Below are 14,038 nucleotides of genomic sequence, written 5' to 3'. Positions count from 1 at the left end.
GCGATCCAAGGCAACGTGTCGGCCGAACGCGGCGACATCCCTAGTGTGTGCTCGCGTTGCGGCGCGTGGTCGTGCGGATTGATGCGAAGACTCACAGGGCGTCCTCGTCGCTGGCCAGGAGTTCGTCGAGTGCACGACTGCGGCCGGACTGATCGCGCCGCACCATGTCGTCATCGTCCGTATCGTCGGGGTGCGCGGGCGGCGCGTAGAGCTGGTCGAACGACCCGACCACGAGTGCGCGGTCAACGGACGCGTCGCCGGCATCGTCCCGAAAGCCATCGCCGCGGCCGCCGGCCGCTTCGTCGCCCAAGGCGTTGTACGCCGCGGCCTCGTCGGATGCTCGACGCGCTCGGATTCGCTGTTCGATGACAAAAGTTCGCCGCTCCTCCGCCGTCAGAGGCTGATCGGCCCGGCGCAGGAAGATCAGGCGTCGCTGATGGACGGCCCACGCACCGCGCGCAGCGGGATCGAGATGCAGGGTGATCTCATCCGGAATCGCCGCAGCAAATCGCTCGCGCGTGTTCTCAGCCGCGACAATCACGACGCCATCGTCATGGCGACACCGTACGCCTTCGCGAGATACGGTCGCCGTCTGGAGCTCCAACAGCCGGATCAGCTCCGTGCCCGGGCGTGGCGAGCGGGACGCGCGCGATGCAAACACGTCGCTTCGACGTAGCCGCCCCTTTCGGAACGTACTTTTGTTGTAGCGCGCAATCTCGTCGTCGACGAGCCGCGCCACGTCCTCATGATTGGGGAGGTCTTCCGGCGATACCAACACGCGACGGGCGAGTCGCTCCGTGGTGTGTGCGGCCATGAGTGACCGCGCGCGCCCCGGGCCCTCCCGCACTTCAATATTCTCAGCGTCCCGCGGCCGCACGGCGTCCACGTGCCACGGCGACTTTTGCAGGAGATGCTTCACGACACCGATGCTCCGTTCGGCGGCACCGTTGTTGATCGGCCGGCGAACCGGTCCGCGCTCGGTCTCAAACGTGCGCAATCCCGGTTGCTGAGTGGACCATTGCTTCTCGAGCGAGATGTGCGTCGCGTGGTTGTCCCAGCGAATGGCCAACGGCGCCGCGCCCGCGAAAGCGACGCACGACGGTGGCGCCACGTCGCGCGATGCGGCCGCAATCAACGCCGCGGTGACATCCAGGGAGCTAAATCCGAAGCTCGGCTCGCGATCAGGGCGAACGGGGCCGACGGGGTTCACCACGTACCAGCCGACGATGACACTCGACGCGTGGTCGCGAACGATCACGATCCATGGCCGGTAGGAGCGGAATCCTCGACAGAACGGATCGTAAAAGCGGGCCCAGATCGGAAGCATGGCCTCGTCGACACACCATCGATCGTGCGTGTGACCGCGCGGGACGACCCCCGTCGGCATGGCATCGAGCTCTGCCGCCCGGCTCCCGTGGCGCGCCGCCACCAGCGGCATGTGCCCGATGTCCGCCAAGACCCGTCGCGCCGTCGTCGCGGATGGGCTGGTCCACCCGCGCGCGGTCGCCGCTTGGCACATCAAGGCGTGGGCGACGGCCGGCGCGGTGGCGCGCGCCGCGAGAACGGTTCGCCGATACACGGCCGCATGCTCGGCGTCGCGATGCAGTGCGGGACGGCCCGTGCGGGGGTGATCGAAGTAGTCCTCAAGTCGCTGCGCACCTGCTTCCCACCGCGACCGCAATCGGGCGAGCGTCGCCGGCGACGGGATGGGACCGGCCGGGGCCACACCCATCGCCTGCAGCTCGTGCAGCCGCTGATAGCGCGGCGTCTCTCCCGACTGCATCGCCAGCGCGACCGCGCGGGCCCACGCGAGGCGCGACGTGGCGCGCGCGAGTGCATTCGCCTCACGCACGGTCCGCTCGGTGCGCGCCGCCTTGGTCGGGCGGTCAATAGGGTGGAGCTTCGGTTCCGTTCCGAGCATACGTCCTCCAGCGGGGCATTCAGTGGTTCACGGTCAGCGGATCATCAGCGGGGCAGACTGCGGGGTGCATAACGCGTTCGCTGAAACGTGACAGGACCAAAGAAAAACCGAAGAAAAACCAAAGACAAGCGAACTCGACAATTAATGCTGTTCGGCTCGGAAAGCGGGGCCATTCTCCTGGGTTCGCGGGACGTGCTCCATTCACCGATCTGTTCGCCCAAACGTGACACAGGTGGCGCGCAGTACCTTTGGGGCCATGTGGGGCTACGAGGGCGTGACCGACATGGACATTCGCCGCCTGCTCGCGTATCGCGTGCGCCGGTGGCGCCGCGCGCGCGATCAGTCCACGCGCGACCTCTCGCTCACGCTGGGCTTTGCGCCCAACTACGTCTCAGAGCTTGAACATGGGCAACGGCGCGCGCCGTTACTGACGCTTTGGACCCTCGCCGTGCATTTCGGGGTTACCGTCGACGAGTTGCTGGGACCGCCGCGGACTCGCGAGGAGCACGAATGGTTTCAGGGGATCCTCGCCAATCGGCCGAGCGCAGCGTGGCAAGACGAGGACGAGGAGGAATGAGCGCGGCTTAGGCCGATCGCCTGCGGCCCGGTACCCGCTGGCCGGCCTCGGCGTTAGTCACCCCGGATGTACTGGGCGTCAGTTACGCCGTGTCACGGTACGCCGCCAGTGATGCCGACCACGCCGTCGTCATCACGGAGATGAATACGCCAGCAGCGCATCGGGAGCGCCACAGATGCGATCGCGCCATCCGCGAGTAATCGCTGCGCCTCGCATACCGCCGCACCGATGGTCAAGGCGCATTCACTGACGCCCAACGTATCCGTTGCGGGGGCAGTGAGGCGCTGCCACGCCGAGTCGGCGATCGCCGCCGCAGCATTTGCGTTCAATGCGCAAATCGGTACCCGAACCGAATGCGCGCCGTCCACCACTCCCACAACGGGGTTAACGGAATGGTCCGTTGGAGAGACGGAAGGACAGTTTCGAGCCTTAACGCGGCGTTGGAAGCACTCCTTCGAATCGAGGACCGAAGCAAGCCGACTCAGCCATTCCGGCGCGAGCCGGTAGTGTACGGAGGTTTGGTCCGGTAAGCCGAGTGCGGCACCCCGGCGCGCCTTAGGCTCGGTCCACCCGCACGGATCCCACGCGAGGCGCGCGTGACGGCGCAAAGGTCTGCGGGAAACGGTCTGCGGTCGATGCGCCGGTGCTTTCTCTGGGACAAGACGCGTCGCCCGAGTAGCGCGTCGGCGATCGGCGCATACGTTGGAACGGTGATCCTGCGTTAGGAGCGGCCTCTGTCAGTGCCGCTCGTATGTCGAATCCGTGTGGTGTGCGCCAACCAATCGGAGACCTGCATGTCATTGCGTTCGTATGTGTGGCTCGTTGTGCTTTTCGGGGCGGCCTGCGGTGGTGACTCCACCTCGGCACCGCCACCACCCCGACTCGCGAGTCTGAGCGTTAGCATCGCAGCCAGCTCGATCGTGGCCGGTACCTCCACTACGGTTACGGCGTCGGGGCGCGATCAGAACGGGCAGCCGATCGCGATCGGGGCCGTTGCGTGGGTCTCCAGTAGCGGTGTGGCGACGGTCGATCAATCCGGGCAAGTGACCGGGGTTGCCCCTGGCCTCGCGACCATCACTGGCACAAGCGGGGGTTTCACCGCGAGCGTGGCGGTGACGGTGACGCCCGCCCCGACGCTCACCCGTCTCGTGCTGACGGCAGCGAACTCGACCCTCCGGTCTGGCGAGCGGACAACCCTGACGGTGACGGGCAACGATCAGTTCAATGCGCCCATCGCCGTGCCGACGGTCACCTGGAGTAGCGCAGCACCGAACGTGGCGACGGTCGAGAGTGACGGGCGCGTGCTCGGCATCCTCGCAGGGAGTGCGACGGTGACCGCGCGAGCCAATGGCGTCGTCGCGTCGACAGTGATCACGGTCGTGCCTGGGGCCGCCGTACGCCTCGGGTTAATTCGGCCCGCGAGTGGGGTATTCAACAGCTGGCGCTTTCAGGTGCAGCCGCAGGTGGAGATCGTCGACGCAGCGGGCAACCGCATCACGTCGGACAACGCCACCGTCGTCCAACTCGGCGCGAACAGCCCGACGCAGGGCGGGCTCACCGCGACGGCCGTCAACGGCCTTGCGACGTTTACGAACGTCGGCGTGGTGGCGCCAGTGGGAGCGGCCGTGACGTTGGCGTTTTTCGCGAACGGACTCTCCTCCACCAGTCAGGTGCTGACTGTCGCGCCATTCAGCTTCGGGAACGGCGTTCGCCTGGTCGGCACGGACATTCGGCCTGGGCGCTATCGGAGTGTTAACGCTGCGTCGGCGTCGTGCTACTGGGCGCGGCTTCGCAATACGACGGGCGCGAACGACATCATTGCTAACGATCTCGGACCCGGGCCGCGCCTTTTAGAGGTACTGGCGACGGATGTCGCAGTTGAGTCGAGCCGCTGTGAAGCGTGGGTGGAGATCTCAGGCCCCGCGACGACGTCACGTTCGGCGCCCTTCACTGATGGGGCGTACCTCGTGGGCGTGGACATCGATCCCGGAACCTGGCGGGCAGACGGTGGTGGGACGAGCTGTTACTGGGCGCGCCTCCGCAACATCAACGGGACTGACGACATCATCGGAAATTATCTCGGCAGTACGCCAGCGACCATGACCGTGCTTTCCACGGATGTGGCAGTAACCGTGTCCCGTTGTGGTTCGTGGACCCGTGTGCCCTAACGCGCTTTTCGTTGTTCCAACCCCTTCTGCGAGCGACGCATGCGACGGTCTTGGATAGCCAGCGTGATACTTCTCGGCGTCTGTGCGTCGAACCCCTATGCTCAATTTTACCAGGGCTTACCGAGCGCCCAGGCGGCAGCGGGGGCGATCCCCGCGGCAGGCGCCCCCGCGGTGTACTCCTCCAACAACCTAGACCGGGACGGCCGCGACCTGCTTCGTCGGGGGTATGCACTCATCGGTCAAAGCGCATTTAATGCCAACATGAGTTCGGTGAAGCTGTCGCAACTACAGACCCAAGCGACCAAGCTTGGCGCGTCACTGGCCCTCGTTACGTCGCGCTACACGAATACGATTCAGGGCGCAACGCCACTAACCATTCCGACAACCTCGACGACGAATACGAGCGGAACGGCGCGGGTTACCGGAGCCGGTGGAACGGCGACGGTGACTGGGTCTGGGACAAGTACGACGACGAGCAGTCGAACCATGATGCTGCCGTACACAATCAATCGCGGTGACTTCACAGCGCTCTATTTCGTGAAGGTGCGGGCTCGTGTAGGTCTGTTCGTACTCGCGCTGGACGACCTCACCCGGCGCCAACTGGAGACGAACGCGGGCGTACGCGTCGATATTGTGGTGGAGGGGACTCCTGCCTTCGACTCGGACATCCTTCCCGATGACATCATCCTCGCGATGAACAGCACTCGCATTCGATCGCCGGAGCATTTTGTGGAAGTAGCGCGCCAGATGCCGGCTGGCGTCGTTGAGGTGCACCTCATGCGGGGTGGTCGCCCCCTGACGAAGCGCCTGACGATTTCGTGATTACCTGCCCATGCCCCCGTATTTGCAAAGGTGATTAGGAGAACCACTATGACCGTGTTTCCGCGCGACGCCCGACGCAGCGCCCTTGCCTGCATGGCTGCTGCGCTGACGCTGAGCACAGCGGGTGCTGCTCAGGCTCGCCGCCCCAGTGTCGCACCGGTGCGAACGGTGCGCGACATCGCTGCGAAGGCGGTACCGGCCAGCGTGACGGTGATCGCCCTCGGGGCGGACGGCGATACCATCGGCATCGGCAGTGGGTTCGTTATCCGCGCAGACGGGGTTGTCATTACCAATCACCACGTGCTCGCGGGCGCCTCACAGGCCAGGCTTATTCGTGCGAACGGTGAGGTCCTCGATCGCGTGACTGTCATTGACGTCGACTCCCTCACCGACCTCGCCGTGCTCAAGGCGACCGCGATTGACCTGCCCACACTCACGCTGTCGTCGACGGCCCCGAGCGTCGGCGATCGCGTGGTCGTGATTGGCGCTCCGCTTGGCCTCGAACATACGGTCTCAGACGGTATTGTCAGTGCGGTTCGTGTCGAGGGCGGACGGGAGCGCATTCAGATGTCCGCTCCGATCAGCCCTGGATCGAGCGGCGGCCCGGTGATCGATGACCAGGCGCGCGTCATTGGGATCACACGCGCGACCGTTCGTGCCGGGCAGGCGCTTAACTTCGCGATTCCGGCGAAGTACGCTCTGGCGCTCCTCGCTGAGACGCGGTCTGCGCCGCCGCGTTCAGTCGCCGAGGTCTTTTCCGGATCTGGGGCCGGCGAGGCGGTGAAGCGTCCTGCCGCACCCGCGCCGGCAGACGCCCCGACACGGGCGCCATTTCGAGCGCCGGCGCCCGGGACACCACGGAAGAACGCCTTGGTCGGCACTTTCAAAACACTGACGGAAGCAACGAACCCCAACGCAGCCCCGGATACTCTGGTGACTGGTTTGCTCGTGCTACCGGAAACGGGCGTGGGCTTCTGGCGTCCGCGGTACGTTAACGACTACGTCATGCTCGTCTCGGATGCGGTCGCGACAGGAAGCGGGCGTGTCGGGGTCAAGGCGGGGAGGATCCCGCTCGAGGGGTGGGTCACGGATAGTGGGTTCTACATCGCGGGTGAGGATCCTCGCGAGCGCCTCACGTTGCGCATCATCGCGACGCCGATCGATCTCCCGTTGTCGTATACGCAGGGCATTTATGACATCGCGGTGCGAACGTCGTATACGGCTGGCTCTTTCACTGGCACACCAACCAGCTGGTCGGGCACCGCGGCCATTATGACTACCGCGGACTCGATATTCGCGGACGTTTCGCTCACCAATACGGTCGGCGGAAGTACAGGGGCCTTCATCATGGCACCCATCGGGCCAACGGGCGCCTTTAAGTGGGAAGATCGGACGAAAGCTGTGAACGGTTACGTGCGGAACGGAAAGATCGAGTTTGACTGGATTGATCGACGGGAGAACAACGCGGTGTATCGCGGAATCGTCAGCGGGCAGCGCCGATGATCGATATTTTCGATTCAAGACTTTTGTCTTCCACCACGCAGGCGTTATTCACTGCACGCTGGGGGCTCGTGGATGCTGCCGCACCGTCCGCAGAGAATCTGCCGTCGGGGTGCTGATGACGTAGACGACGGTGTGGAGACTATGGGAGTCTTCGCGTGATGCAGCTTTGACACGCGCCGCAGTTCTTCTCGCTGGGTAACGAGGGCGCGCCACTGCTGCTCCCGCTCAAACTGCTGGCGAGCCGCATTGCGCTCGGTGGCGCTCGCCCACGGCGAGAGGTGTTGTGCGGACCATTGTACAAAGGTTGCCTCCGCTTCGACCGCTGCTTGCTGCGAGGCGCGTCGATCCTCCTGCGCGCGCGCAGCGGCCTCCATCGCTTCTCGTGATCTCCGCGCTTCACGCAGCGACTGAATGGCATCGACTGCGAACGGTCCAAAGATCATCGCGAAACCCGCGAGGACGCCGCCTGTCGTCCCACTCCCGAGCAGCGCCATCACAATGGCGACGTAGCCAAGGCCAGCCATGCATCCAACGGTACCTGTCATTAGCCCTCACAATCAGCGACCGCATGATTCCACCTATGTCCAGAGCGAGAATCTACGCGGTATTCACTGCCGTTGCCGACGTCCAGCATCCCGTGCGCCCGTTGTGCGGGTGTGAATGATCAGGCTGCTTACGTGGCCACTAGAAGGGATACCGTCTCTATTCCAAAGAGCCGACTCGGCGAGAGCCAGCGGTTCGGGGCCTTATCAGCTCGAATCCACCTCTGATAAAGGTGCTTCGTTCTGGCGTGTGCTCGACTGAAACACTATAGCCCGCCTGAGTCTGCCTCTCAGGGGCCATGGCGTGACGCCGGCCCAAACCGCGCTTTCGACCGAGCAGGCCTTACGGTTCGGCGATGCCGTGCCGACAGATCCCGTCTTCGAAGCGCTCTCTTCTTCCAACTGATCAGCCGCCGCTAGGAACGACGGGCCATCCTGCTGACCAGCAACCAGAGCCTCGAGGCCTGGGGTGACGGCTTCGGCGAGGCCGCCATCGTCAGCGCCATCACCGACCGGCTCCTGCACCACGCGACCACGATCAAGATCAGGGGCGACTCGCGCCGGCTCCGCGAGAAGCGCAAAGCGAGGCTGCGGCGGTCCACCGTCACAGCTCACGCGGAGCTGTGACCTTCACCCGGTGGGACTTTGAGACGATCACTGGGGGGAGAATCATTCGATTATTGACACGGTCGAACCGCGCGACGCCGTCCTCCGCAGGGAGGTACCGTCTCTCCGACCGTCCCAGCTACCGTCCCACCCACAGCTAGCGAACGCGCGACTGCCGAACGCGGCCTGCGGCGAGTGCAGCGAGCCGGTGGCTGACTACGCATTGGTGCGCCGCCAAGTCCATTCGTATCCCTTTGAAGCGCAATGGGTTGCAGGTCGGGAAGAAGAGGGGACGGGGAGGCAGCGGAAGTGCGCAGCGGTCACACGACACTTTGGATGACACCAAAGTTTCGGCAAGAAACGGGTTTATCCATGGTCGTCATTCGGCGAAGGTGGTCGCGCGCGCCTCTCGCTACGAGTGCTGAGTTCGCCACCGGCACGCAATTGGATATGCGACGCTTACTGGGACCAGACGGATGACGCGGCGGTGACGCGGCGAATTACTTCTCTGTTTTCGAGCTGAACGTCCCTGCACAAAGCAACGGGAGTGGCTACCCGAAGCGGTTGAGAATGATTTGTCAACCTTCGACGGAGTACATATGAGAATCCCCCATGGTAATCGCATTGCATGTCTCATCTTTTCTGCCGTGCTCCTCGGATGCGTCTCAGAGTTCGCGTCGGCTCCGTCAATGGCGACAGAGGTGCGAGAGTCAAAGGCAGGCACCGAAGAACTGACGAGCCGTATCCCGATATTCACCCTTGAGAACATCCCGGCCAATCAGAATGTCTGCGAGACCCAACGCTTCGACCCAACAGCACGGAAGTGGACGGCGGAACGTGAGGCCGTCGAGGCGTCTGTAAGCAAGCAGATCGAGTTTGCGCCGTATTCGGCTTTCGCGCTGTCGCGATCAACGCGCAGATCTGTCGCGGTGACGAACTGCATCTTGCGAACAGCGGCCTCGTCGCGTGCGTTCATCAGAAACTGGAGGGGCGCGCAGGCTCGGTCGAATGGGCGTCGCAGTACGTTCTCGGGTGACGAAATTTGGTGTACTGCTGATTATGGCAACGCGGATCGAATCGAGTGTAACGGAGTGACCTGCTTTTGGGGCGGCTACGCGACTAGTAGATCTGCGCTGCGTAGTCAGGGCGCGTCGCTCATTGGATCCTCTTGGGAGTGCGGAAACGGCTGTCAGGTGTTTGCAGTGGAAGGGGGCCTCGGGTTCTCTTGTCAGGATAATCAGGACTTCCCGACAAACTCGGGGGGAACCGCCTTGCCAAATGACTTTGAGTGTACGCCCGCACAAGTACCGTGGGGCGGAAATATCACCTGTAAACTTACCATTTCCGGTCACGCAGTCGGCGACGATACGGTGTATTGGAAGTTTGAGGCAGCAGACACGATTTCTGGCATGCAGTCGAATGTCGTCGTCGAGGATACGACCAACGCATTGACGTGGTCGGGGCCGATGGTCAAGTCGGGACGGGTGTCCGTGCAAGTACGGGTCAACGGCGTCCAGTACGCCAAGAACGCGAGTGTAACTGTTGATCGACGTCCTGGCTGGTCTTGGAGCGCCGCTCTTGGATGGCAGCCCGGTGCGCCGGGCGATATCGATGGGTGCTTTGATCCAGAAGGCCCCAATCGGATCACCGCTGGCCTGACGGCATCTGCAAGTTGTGCACAAACCGTTAACGCAGACATCCTCATTCCGATCTCTAGTCGATATAGGCGGGGGAGCGGATATACTCTTGATCAGGTCGTCGGTGGAGGGCCGAATCGAGGTCTCTGGTATGTCTCGTCGTTTGCCGTAGGTGCAGATCTCCGCACGCAGTTGCACAAGAAGTTCCGGGCCGACGGACCTACGTACAGCCTATCGCAGGTCGACTTCGGCTTCTATGTGAATCCCTGTGCCGGTAGCCAGCCAAGCAGAACGCATGAGTCAATGAATGCGTGCTATTCAACCGAATCAGCAGAATACAATAGGTTTACCTCGGTCATCTGGGCTCACGAAGCAAGTCACGCAAATCTGATCGTGAACATGGGCCGCACCACTTCATTCGATCTGCAGCGACTGACAGAGCGGGTTGTTGCGAACGAGAGCAACGTCGCGAGCTTTTTTGCTGAGACGGCCTACGAAGTTGTTAGGGATTCGCTCTTCAGAAGATCAAAAACGCTAGATCCGAACTCTTTCACGGACCACGCGACCATCAAATACGTGCCGCTGTCCACCGGACGATGGACGACGCAGAGAATTGACTTCTACCGGTGACTAACATGAACCGCCTTCTGACCTCTGTCACCTCACTGATTATCTTCGGAGCTTCGTTCGCGTTTAAGGCGAGCGCCCAGAATATTAGACTTGCATCGTCGGTCGCGAGCGCTATTCGAGACCGAGGAGACTTTGCACAGGTTGGCCGTAGCCTTCGAACGCCGCAGTCTTCCGCTACCTCGCGGGGCGATCTTGATGAGGCGGCGGACTCTCTGGTAGCGATCGCACTCTCGCCCGGCAGCGCTAACGTCGCAATTCGCACCCGCACCGCGGCCACCCTAGCATTGGGATACGCATCGCTTCCGTCGGAGGGACGCTTTGTGCGATATGCCGGAGCTGAGTCGCGTCTGTTCGCGATCGCGAGAGGGTCCACCGAAGATGACGTCCGACTCACGGCCATTCGCGCCCTCGCTTCGCCACGTGACACGATCGGCTTCATTGGAGCGTTGGAAGCGGTGGCACGAAAGCCCGGGTATGCCGCGACATGGGCAATCGAACGCCTGCTTCTTAGGACAGGGAAGGCTGGGATCGACGCTGCGAGACGCTTGTACCTTCAGCAGGAGGTTCCCGATCGTGACGCGTCAGCGGATCTGGCACGCGCAGCCGTCAGGCATGGATGGAATCGGTAGTGCAGCTGTGAGAGGTACGATTGGAGCGGCTATCGCATGCTTGAGCTGAGAGATCGTTTCATGCACAGGAAGTGAAACGGAAAGCGTCGCGAGCTGTTGGGCAACCACAGATGGGCCCAACAGACTGTCCGCGTAAGCCTTGGTCGGTGTCGTTTGGCTTGAAGTCCCCAGGCGGAACATCCCTAGGTTTTTGGGTGAATCGCTCGTGAGCCGTTAGCCGGGGAACTCGGTCAGTAGGTGAGTGCCCCGCTCGACGCCGAGCCGTAAAGTCGCGGTCTCGATGGCGGGCATCAGCGATAGATCACGGCAGACGGGGCATGGACTCGGCTGCGGGGTGATCGTCAGTCGGATCAAGGGCCAACTCGCGAGATGCGGGCTCGCCACCAAGAGCGCCCGGTCGATCAGCCAGTCGCGGGCGAGCTCCGCATCGCGGACTTCCACCACTCGAGCGAGGGTGGAAATGGAAGAGGGTGCTGGGAGGTCATTGGTTCGGAGTTTATTCGGGTACTCTCGGATATCACCCGCCCACTGACAGTTCGTTACAACGCCGACCCGGCGGCGCCGAACGGATCCATAGCGAAAAGGAGAGAAGTCGCCAGCCGTCGACACCGAAACTCACGGAACCACAATGGGTTACGGCGTCACATGCAATGCCTGGCGGCCACGCCAGGGAACGCGCGGTGTGCCGTTGGCGTACTTCTTGTCGTCGGTATTGCACCGGTGCCTGTGGCGCTTCGCTTGACACCCCCTGAACGGACCCGTAGGGTGTGGCATTCACCCTCGATGCATATGACCACTCTCTCGAAGTCTTCGCGGGCGCTGCTCGACGTCGCGTCGCCGCCCCGCACGCAGCCGTCGGACTCAGACGAGTCGCGCCGGGCCCACGCGATGGCCATTCAGAAGCAGATTCACGATCAGGGCCTCGCGACGATCGGCGCCAAGAACTCGCGCTACTTCGTGCGCAGTGACGAGGTTGCGGACTGATCGCGCTATATTGAGACAGTGAACGCTGAAGTGTAGCGGCCAGAGTATTCTGGCCGCTTTTTTTGCCCCTCGATTGCGACCCAACGATACGGATGACCACACCGGGACCGACCGCTTCCGTCTCTCCGCTCGCGGTGCTTGACGTTGCCCCCGCCGGCCGTGTGCACGTCGTTCCCGAGTATGCTGCCTCGCTGTATCGCGATCCCTTCGCCCATCGGCACATCATGGTCGGCCGTGACTCCCAAACGGATGTCGCGGTGATGGTGTTCGGCACGAGTGCGTATACGCAGTGTGCCTTTGGCGCGCCCTGCTTCGCCCTTGATGTGGCGCCCAACGGCCCGCCAAACGGTGGTGTGGAGCACCTCACGCACTTCAACTGCGCCGCCATCCGGCGCGTCCCCCTCGCTCGGCTCGGCAACCCGCGTGGTGTATTGCCGCCTGATTATCTGTGGGCACTCCGGCGACGGATTTCCGCCGGCATGTCGACATCAGGGCGGGCGACATCTGGGGCCGGTGAGCGCGGGGCGATCGCACGCCTTACGAAAGTGGGGCATGACTATTTCCACACCGAGTATGCCGTGATTCTCACGACGGCCGCGTACGCAGCACGCGAACAAGAGCACGTCGTCGTGCCCATCTACGACATGCGTCTAACCACGGTGCAGGAGCTTCCGTCGGACTGGCTCCGCTTCCCCGCGCTCTGGGGAAAGCAGATCACTGGTCATTTGGGGTCCGTTGAGTTCGCGGGGAGCCCCGCCGATGTGGCCTCGGTGCGCACGACGGACCATATCGCACAGGTGTTTCCACAGCGACTCACCACGGCGCAACTGGACCTGATTACCGACGGCGTAGCGCGGTTCTTAGGCCTGCACCATGGCGCCCAGGCGGACGAGAACGGTGTCTACTTGGCCGCTTGCCCGCATCAATGAGCGGGATTCGCGAGACGAAGGTCTGACCGACTACCCGAGGCGGCCCCGCCGCCGCAGTCGATCCCGCACGCCGTCCTCCGCCTCAACCATCTCCAGAGAAGGCGGGTCAATGTGCTGTCGCTCGGGGCACCGCACGCTTTTTCGCGCCATGCTGAGTAGCTGCACGAGCGGTGAGCTGGGTCCCGGCCGCATGTCGCGAGTAACGGAGCTGGCGAGCACCTCAAAGACTTCCTGCGCGTGTGCGGCGCTGCCCAATGAATGATCCCTCAAACAGGGCAGACCGTGCTCGAGCGAGTCGCGAAAGATGCTCCGGAGCTCGGGAATGTACGAGGCGGGGTCGACGCCGCTGGCAATTGTCGCTTCCAGTTGTGCAAGCCGCGCGGCGAGTGTCTGGGGATTCCGGGATGGCATAGCATCGAAAGTCGCAACACACGCGACTTCGATCAATACTCGGCAAAGATTTCTTCAGCGAAGCCGGCCAAGCGCCGCACTACCGTCGCGCCGAATGCATCGGTCAGTATGCGCAGATTCTGGACATCGCGATCATACATCGCATCGATCTGCTGCAGATCATCAGGTGTCCGACCCTCAAGCGGCCAGAAGAAGCCCGACGCCTCACACCACGCGCGGGACCCCCGTGGATGGCCGCTGCGAGCCGCGCCATGGGCAAAGATCATTAGCGCGAGCACCGGCGGCGTCGGGGCATTCTGCGGCGTCCGAACGGAGATGCGCAGATTGTTCGGAGTATAGAAGTCGACGAGCCACAGTCCGGCTGGGGTGCGCCGGACGACCCATACCACCCCAAGGCGACGCAGCAGCGCGGTCGCCCGGGCGATGGGTCGTAGACTGCGCCGAACGCGATGTCTCTTTGAGGGCTTAGTACGCATGTCGCTATCAAGCCACCGTCGGCCCTCCAAAGACAATTCGGGAGCCTGCCTCTGTCTCAAAACCGGCAACGGCTGAGTCTGTCAAAACTGTCTGGCTACGACAGTTCGGTATAGGACAGGATTAACGAAAAATGTGCTCCGTGTCCGCTTTCGGCACACCGATGAAGCGCGCATCTCGAAGTAGAGATGGCGGTCAATCCACC

General features: G+C 63.0%; 11 protein-coding genes and 1 pseudogene. 8 read left to right on the top strand and 4 right to left on the bottom strand.

Annotated features, from left to right (window positions below; translation table 11 throughout):
- Positions 1-91: 91 nt before the first annotated feature.
- Complete coding sequence (locus tag K2R93_14520) at positions 92-1,921, bottom strand: hypothetical protein (protein MBY0491053.1); 1,830 nt, start codon at positions 1,919-1,921, stop codon at positions 92-94.
- A gap of 256 nt (positions 1,922-2,177) precedes the next feature.
- Between K2R93_14520 and K2R93_14515 the strand changes: the two genes are divergently transcribed.
- The gene (locus K2R93_14515; GenBank protein MBY0491052.1) at positions 2,178-2,498 is read left to right on the top strand and encodes a helix-turn-helix transcriptional regulator; all 321 of its coding nucleotides are present in this window, start codon (positions 2,178-2,180) and stop codon (positions 2,496-2,498) included.
- A 92-nt stretch (positions 2,499-2,590) separates the two neighbouring features.
- Here the strand turns inward: K2R93_14515 and K2R93_14510 are convergent, their stop codons facing one another.
- Positions 2,591-2,866: a hypothetical protein gene (locus K2R93_14510; protein ID MBY0491051.1), complete on the bottom strand. Its 276-nt coding sequence runs from the start codon at positions 2,864-2,866 to the stop codon at positions 2,591-2,593.
- A 426-nt stretch (positions 2,867-3,292) separates the two neighbouring features.
- Here K2R93_14510 and K2R93_14505 point away from each other — a divergent pair, with 426 nt between their 5' ends.
- The 3 genes from K2R93_14505 (at position 3,293) to K2R93_14495 (ending at position 6,991) form a co-directional block, all read left to right on the top strand.
- Positions 3,293-4,666 (top strand): Ig-like domain-containing protein, encoded by a 1,374-nt coding sequence (locus tag K2R93_14505; GenBank protein MBY0491050.1) that lies wholly within the window; start codon positions 3,293-3,295, stop codon positions 4,664-4,666.
- A gap of 261 nt (positions 4,667-4,927) precedes the next feature.
- Entirely contained in the window at positions 4,928-5,488 is a 561-nt protein-coding gene (locus K2R93_14500) for a PDZ domain-containing protein (GenBank protein ID MBY0491049.1), read from the top strand.
- A gap of 93 nt (positions 5,489-5,581) precedes the next feature.
- Positions 5,582-6,991, top strand: coding sequence for a S1C family serine protease (locus K2R93_14495; protein ID MBY0491048.1), 1,410 nt, complete (start codon positions 5,582-5,584; stop codon positions 6,989-6,991).
- A gap of 44 nt (positions 6,992-7,035) precedes the next feature.
- Here the strand turns inward: K2R93_14495 and K2R93_14490 are convergent, their stop codons facing one another.
- The gene (locus tag K2R93_14490) at positions 7,036-7,515 is read right to left on the bottom strand and encodes a hypothetical protein (GenBank protein ID MBY0491047.1); all 480 of its coding nucleotides are present in this window, start codon (positions 7,513-7,515) and stop codon (positions 7,036-7,038) included.
- A gap of 261 nt (positions 7,516-7,776) precedes the next feature.
- Here K2R93_14490 and K2R93_14485 point away from each other — a divergent pair.
- The 4 genes and pseudogenes from K2R93_14485 to K2R93_14470 all read left to right on the top strand — a co-directional run bounded on the left by K2R93_14485 (position 7,777) and on the right by K2R93_14470 (position 12,948).
- Positions 7,777-8,160: pseudogene (locus K2R93_14485) on the top strand (ATP-binding protein).
- A gap of 668 nt (positions 8,161-8,828) precedes the next feature.
- Positions 8,829-10,406 carry a hypothetical protein gene (locus K2R93_14480; GenBank protein ID MBY0491046.1) on the top strand — a complete coding sequence of 526 codons (1,578 nt, stop codon included), beginning with the start codon at positions 8,829-8,831 and terminating at the stop codon, positions 10,404-10,406.
- Between the two features lie 1,418 nt (positions 10,407-11,824).
- Positions 11,825-12,019 carry a hypothetical protein gene (locus K2R93_14475; protein ID MBY0491045.1) on the top strand — a complete coding sequence of 65 codons (195 nt, stop codon included), beginning with the start codon at positions 11,825-11,827 and terminating at the stop codon, positions 12,017-12,019.
- Between the two features lie 134 nt (positions 12,020-12,153).
- Positions 12,154-12,948, top strand: a complete 795-nt coding sequence (locus K2R93_14470) for a hypothetical protein (GenBank protein ID MBY0491044.1) — start codon at positions 12,154-12,156, stop codon at positions 12,946-12,948.
- 443 nt (positions 12,949-13,391) lie between these two features.
- Here K2R93_14470 and K2R93_14465 read toward each other — a convergent pair whose 3' ends face one another.
- Positions 13,392-13,748 carry a hypothetical protein gene (locus tag K2R93_14465; protein ID MBY0491043.1) on the bottom strand — a complete coding sequence of 119 codons (357 nt, stop codon included), beginning with the start codon at positions 13,746-13,748 and terminating at the stop codon, positions 13,392-13,394.
- Positions 13,749-14,038: the final 290 nt, after the last annotated feature.

This window comes from Gemmatimonadaceae bacterium (genome assembly GCA_019752115.1).
In the GTDB taxonomy this organism is placed as follows: Bacteria; Gemmatimonadota; Gemmatimonadetes; order Gemmatimonadales; family Gemmatimonadaceae; genus Gemmatimonas.
This window is presented reverse-complemented; position numbering and strand designations above follow the sequence as displayed.

Coding starts and splice junctions, on each gene's coding strand:
- K2R93_14520 (MBY0491053.1), bottom strand. CDS start 1,921: ATGCTCGGAACGGAACCGAAGCTCCACCCTATTGACCGCCCGACCAAG.
- K2R93_14515 (MBY0491052.1), top strand. CDS start 2,178: ATGTGGGGCTACGAGGGCGTGACCGACATGGACATTCGCCGCCTGCTC.
- K2R93_14505 (MBY0491050.1), top strand. CDS start 3,293: ATGTCATTGCGTTCGTATGTGTGGCTCGTTGTGCTTTTCGGGGCGGCC.
- K2R93_14500 (MBY0491049.1), top strand. CDS start 4,928: ATGAGTTCGGTGAAGCTGTCGCAACTACAGACCCAAGCGACCAAGCTT.
- K2R93_14495 (MBY0491048.1), top strand. CDS start 5,582: ATGGCTGCTGCGCTGACGCTGAGCACAGCGGGTGCTGCTCAGGCTCGC.
- K2R93_14490 (MBY0491047.1), bottom strand. CDS start 7,515: ATGGCTGGCCTTGGCTACGTCGCCATTGTGATGGCGCTGCTCGGGAGT.
- K2R93_14480 (MBY0491046.1), top strand. CDS start 8,829: ATGGCGACAGAGGTGCGAGAGTCAAAGGCAGGCACCGAAGAACTGACG.
- K2R93_14475 (MBY0491045.1), top strand. CDS start 11,825: ATGACCACTCTCTCGAAGTCTTCGCGGGCGCTGCTCGACGTCGCGTCG.